17 protein-coding genes are annotated in these 15125 nt (G+C 62.8%); 7 read left to right on the top strand and 10 right to left on the bottom strand.

Annotated elements, in window-relative coordinates:
• Positions 1-12: 12 nt before the first annotated feature.
• Together AB8A27_RS00965 and AB8A27_RS00960 are read right to left on the bottom strand one after the other, a co-directional pair.
• Positions 13-549 (bottom strand): sugar O-acetyltransferase, encoded by a 537-nt coding sequence (locus AB8A27_RS00965; RefSeq protein WP_441240284.1) that lies wholly within the window; start codon positions 547-549, stop codon positions 13-15.
• A 20-nt stretch (positions 550-569) separates the two neighbouring features.
• Positions 570-1541 (bottom strand): bifunctional riboflavin kinase/FAD synthetase, encoded by a 972-nt coding sequence (locus tag AB8A27_RS00960; protein ID WP_441240283.1) that lies wholly within the window; start codon positions 1539-1541, stop codon positions 570-572.
• Between the two features lie 260 nt (positions 1542-1801).
• On the opposite strand from AB8A27_RS00960, the gene AB8A27_RS00955 reads away from it, so the two are divergent.
• Entirely contained in the window at positions 1802-2197 is a 396-nt protein-coding gene (locus tag AB8A27_RS00955) for a response regulator (RefSeq protein WP_441240282.1), read from the top strand.
• A 1204-nt stretch (positions 2198-3401) separates the two neighbouring features.
• On the opposite strand, the gene AB8A27_RS00950 is transcribed toward AB8A27_RS00955, so the two are convergent.
• The 4 genes from AB8A27_RS00950 to AB8A27_RS00935 all read right to left on the bottom strand — a co-directional run bounded on the left by AB8A27_RS00950 (position 3402) and on the right by AB8A27_RS00935 (position 7614).
• Positions 3402-4256, bottom strand: coding sequence for a TIGR01459 family HAD-type hydrolase (locus AB8A27_RS00950; RefSeq protein ID WP_441240281.1), 855 nt, complete (start codon positions 4254-4256; stop codon positions 3402-3404).
• A 15-nt stretch (positions 4257-4271) separates the two neighbouring features.
• On the bottom strand, positions 4272-5741 hold the full coding sequence (locus AB8A27_RS00945) for an EAL domain-containing protein (protein WP_441240280.1): 1470 nt from the start codon (positions 5739-5741) through the stop codon (positions 4272-4274).
• Between the two features lie 152 nt (positions 5742-5893).
• Positions 5894-7021, bottom strand: a complete 1128-nt coding sequence (locus AB8A27_RS00940) for a YihY/virulence factor BrkB family protein (protein WP_441240279.1) — start codon at positions 7019-7021, stop codon at positions 5894-5896.
• Entirely contained in the window at positions 7021-7614 is a 594-nt protein-coding gene (locus AB8A27_RS00935; protein ID WP_441240278.1) for a phage holin family protein, read from the bottom strand. Before AB8A27_RS00935 ends, AB8A27_RS00940 begins: the two co-directional genes overlap by 1 nt.
• A gap of 170 nt (positions 7615-7784) precedes the next feature.
• Here AB8A27_RS00935 and hisS point away from each other — a divergent pair, with 170 nt between their 5' ends.
• Positions 7785-9278, top strand: coding sequence for a histidine--tRNA ligase (gene hisS / locus AB8A27_RS00930; RefSeq protein ID WP_441240277.1), 1494 nt, complete (start codon positions 7785-7787; stop codon positions 9276-9278).
• Between the two features lie 39 nt (positions 9279-9317).
• The gene (locus AB8A27_RS00925) at positions 9318-9521 is read left to right on the top strand and encodes a tautomerase family protein (protein WP_068731140.1); all 204 of its coding nucleotides are present in this window, start codon (positions 9318-9320) and stop codon (positions 9519-9521) included.
• A gap of 3 nt (positions 9522-9524) precedes the next feature.
• Here AB8A27_RS00925 and AB8A27_RS00920 read toward each other — a convergent pair whose 3' ends face one another.
• The 3 genes from AB8A27_RS00920 to AB8A27_RS00910 form a co-directional block, all read right to left on the bottom strand.
• Complete coding sequence (locus AB8A27_RS00920; protein ID WP_441240276.1) at positions 9525-10316, bottom strand: thioesterase family protein; 792 nt, start codon at positions 10314-10316, stop codon at positions 9525-9527.
• A gap of 115 nt (positions 10317-10431) precedes the next feature.
• The gene (locus AB8A27_RS00915; RefSeq protein WP_441240275.1) at positions 10432-10911 is read right to left on the bottom strand and encodes a DUF3617 domain-containing protein; all 480 of its coding nucleotides are present in this window, start codon (positions 10909-10911) and stop codon (positions 10432-10434) included.
• Between the two features lie 134 nt (positions 10912-11045).
• Positions 11046-11339, bottom strand: coding sequence for a hypothetical protein (locus tag AB8A27_RS00910; RefSeq protein ID WP_441240274.1), 294 nt, complete (start codon positions 11337-11339; stop codon positions 11046-11048).
• Between the two features lie 167 nt (positions 11340-11506).
• Between AB8A27_RS00910 and AB8A27_RS00905 the strand changes: the two genes are divergently transcribed.
• The 4 genes from AB8A27_RS00905 to AB8A27_RS00890 all read left to right on the top strand — a co-directional run bounded on the left by AB8A27_RS00905 (position 11507) and on the right by AB8A27_RS00890 (position 14114).
• Positions 11507-11977 carry a hypothetical protein gene (locus AB8A27_RS00905; RefSeq protein ID WP_092139043.1) on the top strand — a complete coding sequence of 157 codons (471 nt, stop codon included), beginning with the start codon at positions 11507-11509 and terminating at the stop codon, positions 11975-11977.
• Positions 11978-12063: 86 nt separating this feature from the next.
• Positions 12064-12750 carry a ribonuclease T2 family protein gene (locus AB8A27_RS00900; protein ID WP_441240273.1) on the top strand — a complete coding sequence of 229 codons (687 nt, stop codon included), beginning with the start codon at positions 12064-12066 and terminating at the stop codon, positions 12748-12750.
• Positions 12751-12782: 32 nt separating this feature from the next.
• On the top strand, positions 12783-13643 hold the full coding sequence (locus AB8A27_RS00895) for a 23S rRNA (adenine(2030)-N(6))-methyltransferase RlmJ (protein ID WP_441240272.1): 861 nt from the start codon (positions 12783-12785) through the stop codon (positions 13641-13643).
• A gap of 255 nt (positions 13644-13898) precedes the next feature.
• Positions 13899-14114 (top strand): cold-shock protein, encoded by a 216-nt coding sequence (locus AB8A27_RS00890; protein ID WP_068731145.1) that lies wholly within the window; start codon positions 13899-13901, stop codon positions 14112-14114.
• Positions 14115-14282: 168 nt separating this feature from the next.
• Here AB8A27_RS00890 and AB8A27_RS00885 read toward each other — a convergent pair whose 3' ends face one another.
• Positions 14283-14903 (bottom strand): outer membrane protein, encoded by a 621-nt coding sequence (locus AB8A27_RS00885; protein ID WP_441240271.1) that lies wholly within the window; start codon positions 14901-14903, stop codon positions 14283-14285.
• Between the last annotated feature and the right edge of the window lie 222 nt (positions 14904-15125).

The following is a 15125-nucleotide window of genomic DNA, read 5'->3' as shown; positions in this document are numbered from 1 at the left end:
ATTTCGTCCGTTTTAGCCCTTCGGCCGCATCATCCGGGCCGGATTGCCTGCCACGGTCTGGTTCGGGGCGACGTCCCGGGTCACCACGCTGCCAGCCCCGATCACGGCGCCGTCACCAATGGTGACGCCCGGCACGATGATGGCGCCGCCACCGATCCAGACATCGGCGCCGATTTTGACTGGCCGGCCGAATTCCAGTCCGTTGCGGCGGGTCTCGGCGTCCCGCGGATGGTCGGCAGCGTAGATCTGCACGGCCGGGCCGATTTGCGTCCGGTCACCGATGGTGACCGCGACGATGTCGAGAATCACGCAATTGAAATTCAGGAAGACGTTGTCGCCGAGATGGATGTTGTAGCCGTAGTCGCAGAAGAACGGCGGCCGGATCACGCAATCCTGGCCGACAGCTCCGAAATGAGCGGCGAGTAGTTCGCGCCGTTCGGCCACGGGCCGGTCGAGCTGCGCATTGTATTTCGCGAGCCAGGCCTTGTTGGCCTTCTCGTCGGCGACAAGCTCAGGGCTGCCGGGGCGGTAGAGTTCGCCAGCGAGCATCTTCTGCTTTTCGGTCCTGGTCAGTCGATGTCTCCCAGCTTCGGAAACGCATCCGGTGCAGCCGCCAGCGCGGCCCGCGCCTTGGCGCTATCGTCGTCCATCTGGCGGATCAGCGGTTCGATGCCCTCGAATTTCATTTCATCGCGGATGAAGGCAATGAAGGCGACGTCCAGTGTCTGGCCGTAGAGATCGCCCTTGAAGTCGAACAGGAAGACTTCGAGCAAAGGCGCGCCATTGTCGAAAGTGGGACGGCGGCCAAAGGATGCAACGCCGTCGAAGCGCTCGTTTCCGCGGCCAACCCGAACGGCGTAGATGCCGTGACGGAGGCCGCAATTGGGATGCAGGCGGATGTTGGCGGTGGGATAGCCGAGGTCGCGGCCGAGTTTCGCGCCGTGGATGACCTCTCCAGTGATGAACCACGGCCCGTTCAGCATCTCCGTGGCCTCGGTCACCTGGCCCTCGGCCAAGGCCATGCGGATGGCTGTCGATGACACCGGCCGCTCATCGATATCGACATGCGGCTGGATGTCGACTTCGATGCCGAGGCGCGGCGCTTCGTTGGCCAGCAGGCTGGGAGAGCCGACGCGGCCTTTGCCGAAATGAAAGTCATAGCCGACGGCGATGCCGCTGATGCCGAGGCGCTCGATGAGATCGTGGTGAATGAAATCTTGCGCCGTGGTGCTGGCGCGTCCCTTGTCGAAGGTCATGACGACGGCGCCGGCGAGGCCGGTTCCTGCCAGCAGGCGCAGCTTGGCGGCTTCGTCGGAGAGCCGGAACTGCGGCGTGTTCGGGCTAAAGAAACTGCGCGGATGCGGCTCGAAGGTCACCGCCAGAGCGCTTGTTTTATGCAATTCCGCCATGCGTAGCGCAGCACCGATGACCGCGCGGTGGCCGAGATGGACGCCGTCGAAATTACCCATGGCCACGACGCATCCGCGCGGGATGGCATTCGCAGGCGTTGTGTCGCGGATCACGGTGAAGGCAGTCGTCATGATTGGATTCGTTGATGGTTTTGGCGGGTAGGGGACCGTGGCGCGCCCGCCGCCTCGAAGTCAAGCGAAGGTAAAATCGGCCTTTTGCTCGAATTTGTCCAATTTCGCGCCACGAGGCGGTTAACTGGAAATTTAACCCACCCTGCTAATTCTCGCTCCAGGCCGCGGACAGCACACTAGCCAATCCCGGCTGGAACGGTTTGCCTGACGGCAGATATCGTTTTTTGCATTTGCGTATCGTGCCTCAGGGGGGAATGAAGATGGCGGTTGATTTGTCGATGACGGTGCTGGTGGTGGACGATTACAACACCATGATCCGCATCATTCGCAATCTTCTGAAGCAGCTGGGTTTCGAGCACATCGACGATGCCAGCGACGGTTCGATGGCGCTGGAAAAGATGCGCACCAAGAAATACGGCCTGGTGATTTCCGACTGGAACATGGAGCCGATGACGGGCTACGACCTGCTCAAGGAAGTCCGCGCCGACCCCAACCTGTCGCAGACCCCGTTCATCATGATCACGGCGGAATCCAAGACCGAGAACGTGATTGCCGCCAAGAAGGCCGGCGTGAACAACTACATCGTCAAGCCGTTCAATGCGGCGACGCTGAAGACCAAGATCGAAGCGGTGTTCCCGGACGCCGTGCCGGCGTAAGCCGCGCAGCTTCGTTCTTCAGAGCTTCCGAGTTTCGTAATGCCCGGCCTTGCGCCGGGCATTTTGCGTTTTCGGCCTCTACCGTCATTCCGGGGCGCACGAAAGCGGCGCAGCCGCTGAAGTGCGAACCTCAGCCACTCCACTTGGAGTGGCGGGGAATCCCGGAGTGTTTGGCGCTGACTAGAGACTCCCATGCTGAGATTCCGGGTTCGTCTGCGCGAAGGTGCGCAGCCGCCCCGGAATGACGAGTGTGGGGTCGCGCTGCCCTCTCCGCGTCATCCCCGCGCAGGCGGGGATCCATAGCCACGGTCAGTGTGGTTAGAGCGGCAGAGTTACAACGGACGGCGCTTTCACCAGTTCTCCAGCGTGTATGGGTCCCCGCCCCGCGCACGCCTTCGGCGTGCTAGGCGGGGACGACAGCGGAGAGGTCCGGACCAAACATTTTTTCCTATTTGCGATTGACAATATCCCTGACATGATTATATTCCCCATCGTCCTGCCCCACTGAGAGGGGCGATCGCGATCGTCACGTTCGCGGGGCAGGGTGCGGTGGACGCCGGAGATGCGGCGTTACGCGGTTCACGGGTGACGTCTGTCTTCGGGCAGGACGGATCTGCGCCAGCACTGCCACTGGCAAGGAGACGGCCGACCTTGAGATGGAAAGAGCCCTGGACAGTGTGACGGACGACCAAATCGAAACGCGTCCGGCCTAAGTGCTTGAGGCTCCCTTCCCATCGCCTTGGGACTTTAATTTGGTGATCGGATCGTTCGCTGAGGCAAAGTGCAAGCAAGTCGAAAAAACACCGCAGGCGGAACGTCGGGCACTTGCTCGGCGCGTCCGAAAGTCCTGATGCACATTACCCTTGCGGAAGACCGCATCGCATCAGGCCCAAGGGTGCAACGGGCACCCGGCGTTCCGCACGCCCTCTTTCCGGAGGGTGGGAATGCAAGAGACGACGGCGCCCCCGCGCCGCTAACAACAGGGGTGATGACGCATGTCTGAGGCGCAGTGGCTGTTTGACAGTTGAATCAGGAGAGACGTGGCTGAATCAGGAGAGACGTGGCGCTCCGTGGTCACGACATACTCAGTCGTCATGCGCGGGTTTGTCCCGCGTATCCACGTCTTGGCGACAAAGGAAGGCGTGGATGGCCGGAACAAGTCCGGCCATGACGACCGAGAGCGTTACGCCATCCTAAGCTTAGTCTACCACTTCAATTCACGCATCAGCGCCTTCGGTGGATGGCCGAACAGTTCCTTCACTTCGGCGGCGCCCATCTGTTCGATGCCTTCGAAGTCGCCGGCATGGATGCCGCGGGTGACGAATAGCAGGTCGATGCCAAAGCCATGCGCGCCGGTGAGATCGGTGCGCACGGAATCGCCGATCGCCAACACGCGATCCAGCGCCGTGTCCTTGCCGCGCTTCGCCTTGGCCAGCGCCATCGCCTGATCGTAGATCGGCCGATGCGGCTTGCCGTAGAAGATCACCTCGCCGCCCATCTCGCGATAGAGTTCGGCGACCGCGCCGGCGCAGTAAATCAAGCGGTCGCCGCGCTCGACGATAATGTCGGGATTGGCGCAGACGAGCGTCAGCTTGCGCGCCAGCGCCTGGTCCATCATGTCGCGATAGTCGTCGGCGGATTCGGTCTCGTCGTCGAACAATCCGCTGCAGACGATGTAGTCGGCCTGTTCGAGCTGGGTGAGCTTCACATCGAGGCCGCGATGGATCGAACTGTCGCGATCCGGCCCGATCAGATACATCGCCTGACCCGGCCTGCCGGCGACGAAATTGCGCGTGAGGTCGCCGGACGACACGATCGCATCATAGACGTCGTCGGCGACGCCCAGCTTGCGGAGCTGCCGCTGCACGGAGTCCGCCGGGCGCGGCGCGTTGGTGATCAGGATGACCGTGCCGCCTTGGGCGCGAAACGTATGCAGCGCCTCGCAGGCTTCGGGGAACGACTCGAGGCCGTTATGGACGACGCCCCAGATGTCGCTGAGGACGACGTCGACATTGCCGGTGAGATCGCGCAAGCGCTCGGCGAAACGTAGTGTGGTCATTGGATTGAAGGCCGTTCAGTTCGGGCCGGTGGCGCGGCGCGCCAGCGCGGCATTGCCGGTGGAGCGCGGCGGCTCAGGCCGCGGAGGCGTGGTTGGGGCAGATCTCACCGGGCCATTGGGGTCCGTGGCTGCCTTGGCGGATTCTTTGGCGGGTTCCTTGATAGCAGGATTTGGCGCACCGCCATTGGCCGGAACTTCCGGCCGGAGCGGACGTGGCGCCGCGAACAGAAAGCCTTGCCCGAACCGAACGTCGAAGTCGAGCAGGTCGACCACGGCCCGTTCGCCCTCGATCCGCTCGGCGATCAGGTCGATTCCGAACCGGCCGAGCAGATCGGAGAGATCGGCGGGGTGAATGTCGGAATTCGAGCTGTGTTTGGGGTCCAGCAACAGCGACGCCGGTACCTTGATATAGCGGACGCCGCGATCGGCGAGTTCGCGCGGCTCGATCCGCAAATCGGTCACGTGATCGATCGAGAAGCGATAGCCGCGCTGCGCGAGTGCGGCGAGGTGCTCGCTTTCGAGCGGGCCGAGATTGCGCAGCACGCTCTGCTTGAATTCCAGCACGAAAGACGGCGCCAGCGCACGATTGGCTTCGAGGAAGTCGATGCATTGCGCGAAGGTCTCGGCATTCGAGAGGGTCGCGCCAGCCATGTTGCAGAACACGCCGACATCCTTGTTGCGCACCATCAGGCGGCGCAGCACCTGCATGCAGCGCAGCAGCACGATGTGATCGATCTGGCCCATCAGGCCCGCGGCTTCTGCGGGGCCGATGAAATCGTCAGCGGCGATCACCTGGTCCTTGTCGTCGCGCAGCCGCGTCATCGCCTCGTAGAAGCGCACCTTGCGCTGCGGCAGTGTGACCACCGGCTGCAGATAGAGGTCGATACGATTGTCGACAATGGCATTCTTCACCATGACGATGAGCTGCGCATCGTCGCGTGCAGGCACAGGCTCCGGCCTCACGACGATCACAGGTGCCGTCGGTGTCGCGGTGTCCCTGGCGACGTCGGCAGCGGTCACGGGTTTGACCGGCGGCGATGGCGGCGCGATCGCTGCAGGAGCAGTCGCTGGCGCAGGCATCGCGGTCAGCATGTCCTCGTGGGCGGCGACCGAGGTGGCGAGTTGCTTCACCAGCGCGCCCAATTCGCCGATCTCGCCGGCGACGGTCTGGATACGGTCCTGATTGGCGGTGCCGGCGGAGGCGATCTTGCTCTCGACCACCGCGAGGCGGCGGCCGAATTCGGCGACCTGCCGGGCGAGGTCGGCGGTGCCGCGCGACAGATCGCTGATCTGGCCGGTGGATTCGGCGCGGTCTTTGATGCGCATCGACACCGCGTTGTAGAGGATCATCACGGTCAGCGCGGTCAGTGCGACGATGGCCGACTCATAGCCGCTGACGCCGGCGATCGCATAGAGCACCATGCCGAGCGACGCCGAGACAAGCACCATGCAGATGCCGACAAAAATCGTGGAGATGCGGATCATAACGCGCGCAACATCCTCACATCCAAACTCCTGAACAGCGCGGCGGAGGCACGGCCGCGAGCGCTCCCGCGCTAAGTGTCCGGGGAAGCTTAGCATTATTGTTGATTCGGAAAGCAGGGCCGGGACAACTTGCCCACCGGTGCTTTTGCACCTCAGGAGCTGGCGCGGCCCAGCGTATCGGCCATGGCAGCGCCGCGCATGCCCATCGGTCGGCCCGGCCCGACGGTGGTATCCACGGCGGTCTGATGCTCGATCTCGGAATTCAGTTCGGCCCCACACAGAACGATAATGGCGGACATCCACATCCACATCATCAGGCCGATGGCGGCACCGAGCGAGCCATAGGTGGCGTTGTAATTGCCGAAATTCGACAGGTACCAGGACAGCAGTGCCGAGCCGGCGAGCCAGAGCAGGGCAGCGGCGAGGGCGCCGATGCTGAGCCATTCCCAGCGCGCGCCGGGGCGGCTCGGCCCGAAGCGGTAGAGAATGCCAAGGGCCAGCACGACGACGAACAGCAGAAGCGGCCAGCGGGCGAGGCTGATGATGACCTTGCTGTCGGTGGCGAGGCCGATACGGTCCAGCGTCAGTGGCAAGGCAACGACGGCGCTGACCATCACGAGGAGGGCGGCGATGGCGCCGGTGGTGAAGGCGAGGGACAGAAGATTGAGCCTGATGAAGCTGCGCTTCTCGCGCTCGCCATAGACGACGTTCAGTGCGTCGATCACGGCCTTCACCCCGGCATTGGCGCTCCACACCGCCAGTGCGAGGCCGAACAGGAAAGTGAGGCCGAGCCTGGCCTGGCCCTTGGCCAGCACGCGCGTGATCTGGTCCTGCACGATCTGGAACGAGCCATCCGGCAACATCAGCGCCAGTGACTGCAGATTGCCGGAGATCGTCGAGGCATCGGCGAACAACCCGTAACTGGAGACCAGCGCGGTGATTGCCGGAAACACGGCGAGCAGGCCGAAGAACACGACGCCAGCCGCAATGGCCAGCAACCGGTCCTCATTGATCTGCTCATAGGTGCGCCACAACACGTCCTTCCAGCCCGTCCATGGAATCTGCAACGGGCTCGATGAATGGCGGCCGCGGCCGTGTTGTGCGAGTTCGCGGGTGAATGTCTGTGGCAGCGGGACATCCGTGTCGCCGATCGGTTGCGGCTCGGCAGCCACCGATCTTTCGGCATTGCGTGTCGGCAGGAAGCTCTGCAGCGCAAGCACTGCGAAGGTCGTTGCTGCGATGAGCAACAGGCTGTCCGTGTCGGATCGCCGGACGGCCATCAGGCGTTTGCTTTGCTCGCCGGTCTGCGGGCAGGAGCCGGCTGCGCGAGGCTGCGGCGCCGGGCGAAGGCCCAGCCGGCAAGCGTCGCGGCGAGCACCAGTCCAGCCTTAGCCGAGCCGCTGCTCTGCAGGGGCTGAACGGGACGCGTGCTCGGCCTGAATTCATTGGGCGCGGCCACGCGGTGGGGTGCTGCCGAGATCGTCTGCTCGTGCTTGCCGGGGCTCGCATTGATCGCGACGCGTAAGCGGCTGCCGAGACTGGGAAACTGTTTCGCCGGGCGCTTCAGCCGGCTCGCGGCGAGGACAGCGAAGAGCGCAGCGAGCACCAGCAGCAATCCGCCGGTTGCGCCAAATGCCTGAAACAGCCCGTAGCGCAGTTCGACCCAGCGAAACAGTGCGGCGGCGCCGACCAGCAAGGTGGCGATCAGAAAGACGCCTGCGGCCGCATAAAGTCCGGCAGCGACCGCATAGGACACCGCGATGCCCTGGGTCTGCTCGCTGCGGTCACGGATATAAGACGACGTGGCGCGCTTGACCTGATTGAGCTTGAGCGTCAGCCCTGTTCGCACGAGGGCGCTTGCGAGCGGTGGCATAGGGGAGCCTCGTTCTGCGACGGCCATCGGTGGCCGCCATATCCAGAGGAACGGGGAGGGCTGATGAAGGTTCCGCCGCAGCGGATTTGAAGGCCTCTCGCATGGCCGATCCTGCGTCATAGCGGCCCGAACGCTTGCCGGTTCCTGCCTGCGCTGGTACGACCCCGCTCATGACCGACAAACCCAAAAAACCGCAAAAATTGCGCGCGCGCCTGCCGCGCGGTCTTGGCGACCGCGGACCGGCAGATATCGCCGCGACCCGGCGCATGACCGACACCATCCGCGAGGTCTATGAGCGCTACGGCTTCGAGCCGGTCGAGACCCCGACCATGGAATTCACCGACGCGCTCGGCAAATTCCTGCCCGATCAGGATCGGCCGAACGAGGGCGTGTTCTCGTTCCAGGACGATGACGAGCAGTGGATCTCGCTGCGCTACGACCTGACCGCGCCGCTGGCGCGCTATGTCGCCGAGCATTGGGACGCGCTGCCGAAGCCGTATCGCAGCTACCGCGCCGGCTATGTCTATCGCAACGAGAAGCCGGGCCCCGGTCGCTTCCGCCAGTTCATGCAGTTCGATGCCGACACTGTCGGCTCCGGCTCGCCGGCGGCGGATGCCGAGATGTGCATGATGGCAGCCGACACGATGGAAGCGCTCGGCATTCCGCGCGGCAGCTATGTGGTGCGCGTCAACAATCGCAAGGTGCTCGACGGCGTGATGGAGAGCATCGGCCTCGGCGGCGACGACAATGCCGGACGCCGCCTCACGGTGCTGCGCGCCATCGACAAGATGGATAAGTTTCCAGAAGGCGAGATCAAGAAGCTGCTCGGTCCCGGACGTTGGGATGGCGGCGAGGAAGGCAAGGGCGACTTCACGAAGGGGGCCGGCCTCTCGGCGGAAGATTCCGAAACCGTGCTGCGCAGCCTCGATGCTGCGAGCGAAGCAAAGCCGAAGCTCAATAGCTCGGAAGCCTACAAGCAGGGTCGCGCCGAACTCGATGAGATCGCGAAGCTGATCACCGCAGCCGGCTACGGCGAAGATCGCATCAAGATCGATCCCTCCGTCGTGCGCGGCCTCGAATACTACACTGGCCCGGTCTACGAAGTTGAACTCACGCTCGAGACCAAAGACGAGAAGGGCCGCCCTGTGCGCTTCGGCTCGGTCGGAGGCGGCGGTCGCTATGACGGTCTCGTCTCGCGCTTCCGCGGCGAGCCGGTGCCGGCCACCGGCTTCTCCATCGGTGTCTCGCGTCTGCAGGCGGCGCTGACGCTGCTCGGCAAGATCGATACCAAGCCTGACTTTGGTCCGGTCGTCGTCACCGTGTTCGGCGGCGAGATCTCCGGCTATCAGGCGATGGTTGCGCAGCTCCGTCAGGCCGGCATCCGCGCCGAGCTTTATCTGGGCAATCCTAAGCATGCGCTTGGCCAGCAGATGAAATATGCCGACAAGCGCAATTCACCCTGCGCCATCATTCAGGGGTCGGACGAGAAGGCCAGCGGCAAGCTCTTGATCAAGGACCTGATTGCCGGCGCCGGTCTTACCGAGATCAAGGACCGCGAGGAATATCTCAGGAAGCAGGCCGAGGCGCAGATCGAGATCGCGGAAACCGATCTCGTCAGCGCAGTCCGCAAGATTCTCGACAAGCACGGCGTGAAGTGGAATTAATCCACGCGCCAAAAATTGGCAGAGCAATGGGAGACATCAATGCCTGAGATCACGATCAACCTGGCCGCCGGCCGCACCGACGAGCAGAAAAAGGGCATGATGCTCGACATCACCCAGGCGCTGGTGAAGAACCTCGGCGTCACCGCCGATGCCGTTGTCATCCAGATCAACGAAGCGCCGCTCAACAACAAGATGAAGGGTGGCCAGACCTTCGTCGAGCGCGCAGCCGCTGCGAAGAAGTAAGTTCTACCCGAACACTGCAACATTCTGACGGCTGGCCATGATTGGCTGGCCGTTTCGATTCCACAGGGTCATTGCCTGGCTCGAATAGCCGTCGGCGATCTGCTCGGCGACGTTGTGGATCAGCCACCAGCCATCATCCGTCGTGGTCTTGTCGGTGAGCATGTCGATCGACCATGTCATGGTCGAGATCGGCGAGGGCGCCTTGGAGCGCGCCGAGGCTGCCGGCGGCGGCGCATCGGCCAAAGCAAGCAGGGCGACCAGCGAAGGTTTGATCGCCGGCTCGCGGTGCCGCAGCCACAGCGTCATCTGCGGATCGTCGCTGCCGCTGAATGGCGGCGAGCCGCCGACGTAGCGGCCGTCGATATGTTGCACGAAGCTCAACGTCGCCGGGGCATTGCGGAAAAAATTCGGGCAGGTCTCGGGATCTTTCAGTTCCGGCGTCCCGATCGCAACATGCCTGAAAGCGGATTCCCGCGCAGCACCGAAACAGAACATGGCCCGCGTCGCGAGACCCGCTTCGCCGATCAGATCGACAGTCGCGAACAGCGTCGACTTGCCCTTGCGCAGCATGCTCGCCTTCAACTGCAACTGCCCCGATGCCGGGCCGATGAAGGCGATCTGTGCGGAGCGCAGCGGTGGCACATCGCCGAATTCATTCAGTGCGGCCTGCATGCATAGCGCAGAGGCCAGTCCGCCATAGACAGTGCGGCCCTGCAGCCAGTCGTCGCTGACATGGACGGTCCAGTCAGCGCCGGATTTGGCCATGCCGGCCATCAATGCGGTAAATTCGGTCATCGCGTGTTCCTGATGTTTCCTGTCGCCGGCGTCGTAATGCGCCATTGGGATGATTACCATCATCTATAGCGGGGAACGCAGCGGCGGGAAACATCGAGTCAGCAGGCGCGCGGCTCTATTGCGGCCGGTGCATGCCCTTCATCTTCTCCATGTCCTTGATATTCATCTTGATGCCGCCGGGCATCATGATGTCGCCGGGCTTCTGGTCCGGCTTGCAGGCGCCGAGCCATTTGGCCTCCAGCTGCGTGGTGCTGTCGCCTGCATTGGCCTTGGCGCCGCCCGAGCTCTGCGACGTGATCTTCATCGTATAGGCGGAGTTGAAATCGCCGGTGATCTCGGCATGCGACGTGCTCGTGGTGCCGCCGATCGTGCAGACCGAATCCGTGACATAGCCCGTCGCGGTCTTCTTCATCTCGTTCTTCGAACACATGTCCTTCGCCATCGGCGAGAAGGTGGTGTTCATGGACTTGTCGGTGGCTTCGTCAGTGCAGTGCTGCATCGTCATGCCGGGCATCCCGGCGCCGCCCTGCATCTTCATTTCCCAGAGCCCGGCCTTGCGTGCCGGTAACTCGATGGGATCGGCGATGGCGGGCATTGCCCATAACATCGCGGTCGCGCTCAAAACGGAAATATTCAACAATGAAACACAGCGTCGCATCATGCCTGGTTCTCCCCAAGCCGATGAGACGCTGCGTCGCGTGAAAAGGTTCAGTAACGAGCCAAAAAGGTTCAGTAGCGAACGCGGAGCGGCCGATCCGAGGCGCCATAGGGCACCCAGCGGCAGGCGAACGAGACGTAGGCGCCATATTCCTGCGGGGCGCTCAGGAATTTCACGACCTTGCCGTAACGTGCGCAATGGTCGATCGCCAGGGCGCGAATATCGGTCTGGCTGATCAGGGACGTGGAGATGATGCCGCCGGTGTCATTGCCCTTGAATGGCGGCACCCAGTCGGCCTTGGCCGCGCTGCTCATGATCGCACCGCTCAGACCTACAGCCAAAATCGCCAACCGAATCATTCGCATCACCGTCTCCATCGTCTTTGTGGGCACCTTAATGGGCATCGGCGACGCTGAAAAGAACGCCGGCCAGGTTCTGACGGAGTTGTGCGCTGGGTGTGGCCGCGGTGCACTTGACCCTGCACGGGCTTCGCGGCACGTTCCGGGAACAATCATCAGACGGCGGATTCCCCATGCGCGACCTCATTTCATCCTGGAAGAAAGCCGTCCTGGCTGCCGTTACCGGCGCCGTTCTCGGGCTTATGACCCTGGCTCCGGGCGCACAGGCCGCGAACCCGCTTGAGCTGAACTTCTGGCTGTCCGGACCGAACTACGAGGGCCGTCTGGCCGATTGCGAGGCTGGTCTCTCGACGATTTCGTCGCAGTTTCAGGACAAGGAAAGCACCTTCTGGAATTCGGCGCTGCAGATCACCGGCTTCAGCCGCGTCCACGAGACGGCCTTCCGCCCCTGGACCTCTGACAACATTCCGCGCCGCTATTGCACCGCCGATGCCATGCTGACCGACGGCAAGACGCGTCAGGTCCATTACTCGATCATCGAGGATGGCGGCTTTGCCGGTTACGGCCAGAGCGTCGAATGGTGCGTCGTCGGTCTCGACCGCAACTGGGCCTACAACCCGCGCTGCCGGGCGGCGAAGCACTAAGCTTCGTTTGCCGATCCAATCCATTTTGTTCTTGAATTGTTCTTGATGCCTGACTAGGCTTGCCCTTCTCAGGGGTGGGGCGCGTCATGGTTCAGGCATTTCGACTTGTCATTTCGCTTGGGGTCCTCGCGCTCGCGGCGCTGACTGCCTATCCGGCCTCGGCACAGGACCGCCGGCAGAATGCGCCGGGCGAATTCGACTTCTACGTATTGTCGCTGTCTTGGTCGCCGAGTTTCTGCGAGGCGGCCCAGGAGCGCGGCGGTAACAACCGCTCGGCCCAGATACAATGCGGCGGCCGTCCCTATTCTTTCGTGGTGCATGGCCTGTGGCCGCAATACGACCGCGGCTTCCCGAATTATTGCGAGCGCCCAGCGCCCCGGCTGGCGCGCAATATCATGACGTCCATGCTGGATCTGATGCCGGCGCCCGGCCTGATCTTCAATGAATGGGACAAGCACGGCACCTGCTCTGGCCTTGGCCAGCGCGGCTATTTTGAGGCCATCCGCAAGGCGCGCGCCGGCGTCAAAATTCCCGACGAATTTCTCGATCTGCAGCAGGCCAAGACGATTGCGCCGGACGCAATCGAGGAAGCTTTCATCAAGGTCAATCCGGGCCTCAGCAATTCGGCCATCGCCGTGACCTGCGATCGTAACCGCCTGACCGAGGTCCGGCTCTGCATGAGCAAGGATCTTCAGTTCCGCGCTTGCGAGGAGATCGATCGCCGTGCCTGCCGCCGCGACCAGGTGGTGATGCCGCCGATGCGGGGCGGCTAGCTCAAACCGCCATCGTAGCGTACTGCTGGCGCATGAATTATCGCCACGCCTTCCACGCCGGTAACTTTGCCGATGTCATCAAGCATCTCGTGCTGGTTCGTATCCTGACCCATCTGCATGAGAAGCCGTCGCCATTTCGTGTCATCGACAGTCATGCCGGCGCGGGCCTCTACGACCTGACCGGCGACGAGGCCACGCGCTCCGGCGAGTGGACCACGGGCATCGCCCGCGCGCTGCAGGCGCGGTTCACGGAATCCAGTGTGCCGCTGGTCGCGCCCTATCTCGACATCGTCCGTTCGTTCAATGCGCTGCGCGAGCTCAAGGCCTATCCCGGCTCGCCGCTGATCGCCCGCGCCTTGCTGCGGCCGCAGGACAGCATGGTGTGCTGCGAGGTCGAGCCGCAGGCACGCAAGAAGCTGATCTCGGCGCTGCGCAGGGACGAGCAGGCGCGCGTTGTCGATATCGATGGCTGGGTCGGCCTGCCGGCCTATGTGCCGCCGAAGGAACGTCGCGGCGTGGTGCTGATCGATCCGCCCTATGAAGACAAGAACGAGTTCGCGCGGATGGCTGCAGTGTTCGAGCAAGTCTATGCCAAATGGGCGACCGGCATTTACATGTTGTGGTATCCCGCTAAAAGCCGGCGCGCCACCGATGAGCTGGCGCAGCATGTTGCCGCGACGGCTGCTGCATCCGCGACACCCGGTAAGTGTCTGCGCGTCGAATTCAGCGTTGCACCGCAAACGGCGGATGGTCCGCTGACCTCGACCGGACTTTTGATCGTCAATCCGCCGTGGAAGCTTGCTGCCGAGCTCAGGGAAATTCTGCCGCAGCTGGAGAAGCCGCTCGGCCTTGGCGGCGCTGGACGCTTCCGGCTCGAGACGGCCAAGCCCTGACGCTTGCAGGTAGCAGGTCGAACTACGCAAACTCCAACTACCAAACGGCGCTGCCAAAAACGGTAGTCAATCCCGGCGGAACCGTATTAAGCTACGGTCATTATGACTGGCTTTACGTTCCGCTTCCGCGAATGGTTGCGGCGGAGTGACGTGGCCCAAATCGATCATTGAAACAAGGCCAAGCTTCCGTGGAGTGAATGTCCGGTCGGTCGCGGCGCGCATGCGCCGCGGCGGAGCATTGCGGGGAGGGACCCGATGGGCATGAGCGGTACGGTCAAGTTTTTCAATGGCGAGCGTGGCTACGGCTTCATCAAGCCGGACGATGGCGGACGGGACGTGTTTGTGCACATCACCGCAGTCGAGCGCGCCGGGCTGAAAGACCTGATCGAAGGACAGCGGATTACCTTCGAGGTCGAGCCCGACAAGAAGGGCAAGGGCCCCAAAGCGGTCAATCTGGTCATCACAGGATAGCGGCGGATCCAGCTTGGGAATGGGCCATAAAAAAAATCCCGACCGCAGCGCGGCCGGGAGTGGATGGCGATGGTTTCTTGTACCTGGAGCTGAAGTACTTGGAGTCGACGTATCTGGAGACGAAGTACTTGAAGCAGAGCTCCGGACGCGAAGCGTCCGGAGCCGGGCTTAGAAGTGATAGTTCACGCCGATGCGCACGGTGCCGAAGCTGAGCGCGCTGTCGGTGCCGGTGAGCGTGTAGGTGTTCTTGGACAGATCGACATAGAGATATTCGATCTTGGCAGTCCAGTTCTGGTAGATGCCGACTTCGGCGCCGACACCCGCGGTCCAGCCGACCGACGTTTGCGACTGCTGCAAGCCATTGAGCTCCGCTTCCAGGCTGCCGAAGGCGAGACCGGCGGTGCCGTAGAGCAGCACGTTGTTGAAGGCGTAGCCGATGCGGCCGCGCGCGGTGCCGAACCAGGGGTTCGAGAATTTGTAATTGGCGAAGCGGTCATCCGCGCCCGTGCCCTGCAGATCGCCTTCGAGACCGAACACGATGTTGCCGCTCTGCCAGTTGTAGCCGCCAGTGACGCCGCCGGCGATGCCCGAGGGCTTCGCGCCGGTGTTGGAGACGCTGCCCCATTCGTAGCCGAGGGTGGCGCCGAGATACGGGCCAGCCCAGCTATAGGCGTTGAGCGGCTGCGCGACCGTATAGGGTGCGCGAGACCGGTAAGGCATGTCCGCCGCATGTGCTGTTGTCGCACTTGCAGCCACGAGGGCGACTGCCGCGAACGCAAACTTACTCATCTCAACTCTCCAAACTACGCGTTACCACCGGCCCACGGGAGCGCGCTCGGGATCTGCCGAACGAAGCCTTAGGGTTACGGAATTCCATCATTTATCGAGACGATTTATCGAGAGTTTTAGATTAAGCGGTCCTTAACGGCCCTGAGCGGCGCCGTATTGGCGTTAAAAGAGTCTTACTTTGGGCAATCCGCGAATTTCCCGGGTGGACAGCCGAAAACCCTC

The organism is Tardiphaga sp. 768_D3_N2_1, assembly GCF_052076105.1.
In the GTDB taxonomy this organism is placed as follows: domain Bacteria; phylum Pseudomonadota; class Alphaproteobacteria; order Rhizobiales; family Xanthobacteraceae; genus Tardiphaga.
Note: the sequence above shows the minus strand (reverse complement) of the source record. Positions and strands in the feature narration are given on the sequence as shown.

Bases quoted from the DNA above. Each gene is read 5' to 3' on its own strand.
- AB8A27_RS00965 (WP_441240284.1), bottom strand. From the start codon at position 549: ATGCTCGCTGGCGAACTCTACCGCCCCGGCAGCCCTGAGCTTGTCGCC.
- AB8A27_RS00960 (WP_441240283.1), bottom strand. From the start codon at position 1,541: ATGACGACTGCCTTCACCGTGATCCGCGACACAACGCCTGCGAATGCC.
- AB8A27_RS00955 (WP_441240282.1), top strand. From the start codon at position 1,802: ATGGCGGTTGATTTGTCGATGACGGTGCTGGTGGTGGACGATTACAAC.
- AB8A27_RS00950 (WP_441240281.1), bottom strand. From the start codon at position 4,256: ATGACCACACTACGTTTCGCCGAGCGCTTGCGCGATCTCACCGGCAAT.
- AB8A27_RS00945 (WP_441240280.1), bottom strand. From the start codon at position 5,741: ATGATCCGCATCTCCACGATTTTTGTCGGCATCTGCATGGTGCTTGTC.
- AB8A27_RS00940 (WP_441240279.1), bottom strand. From the start codon at position 7,021: ATGGCCGTCCGGCGATCCGACACGGACAGCCTGTTGCTCATCGCAGCA.
- AB8A27_RS00935 (WP_441240278.1), bottom strand. From the start codon at position 7,614: ATGCCACCGCTCGCAAGCGCCCTCGTGCGAACAGGGCTGACGCTCAAG.
- hisS (WP_441240277.1), top strand. From the start codon at position 7,785: ATGACCGACAAACCCAAAAAACCGCAAAAATTGCGCGCGCGCCTGCCG.
- AB8A27_RS00925 (WP_068731140.1), top strand. From the start codon at position 9,318: ATGCCTGAGATCACGATCAACCTGGCCGCCGGCCGCACCGACGAGCAG.
- AB8A27_RS00920 (WP_441240276.1), bottom strand. From the start codon at position 10,316: ATGACCGAATTTACCGCATTGATGGCCGGCATGGCCAAATCCGGCGCT.
- AB8A27_RS00915 (WP_441240275.1), bottom strand. From the start codon at position 10,911: ATGCCCGCCATCGCCGATCCCATCGAGTTACCGGCACGCAAGGCCGGG.
- AB8A27_RS00910 (WP_441240274.1), bottom strand. From the start codon at position 11,339: ATGCGAATGATTCGGTTGGCGATTTTGGCTGTAGGTCTGAGCGGTGCG.
- AB8A27_RS00905 (WP_092139043.1), top strand. From the start codon at position 11,507: ATGCGCGACCTCATTTCATCCTGGAAGAAAGCCGTCCTGGCTGCCGTT.
- AB8A27_RS00900 (WP_441240273.1), top strand. From the start codon at position 12,064: ATGGTTCAGGCATTTCGACTTGTCATTTCGCTTGGGGTCCTCGCGCTC.
- AB8A27_RS00895 (WP_441240272.1), top strand. From the start codon at position 12,783: ATGAATTATCGCCACGCCTTCCACGCCGGTAACTTTGCCGATGTCATC.
- AB8A27_RS00890 (WP_068731145.1), top strand. From the start codon at position 13,899: ATGGGCATGAGCGGTACGGTCAAGTTTTTCAATGGCGAGCGTGGCTAC.
- AB8A27_RS00885 (WP_441240271.1), bottom strand. From the start codon at position 14,903: ATGAGTAAGTTTGCGTTCGCGGCAGTCGCCCTCGTGGCTGCAAGTGCG.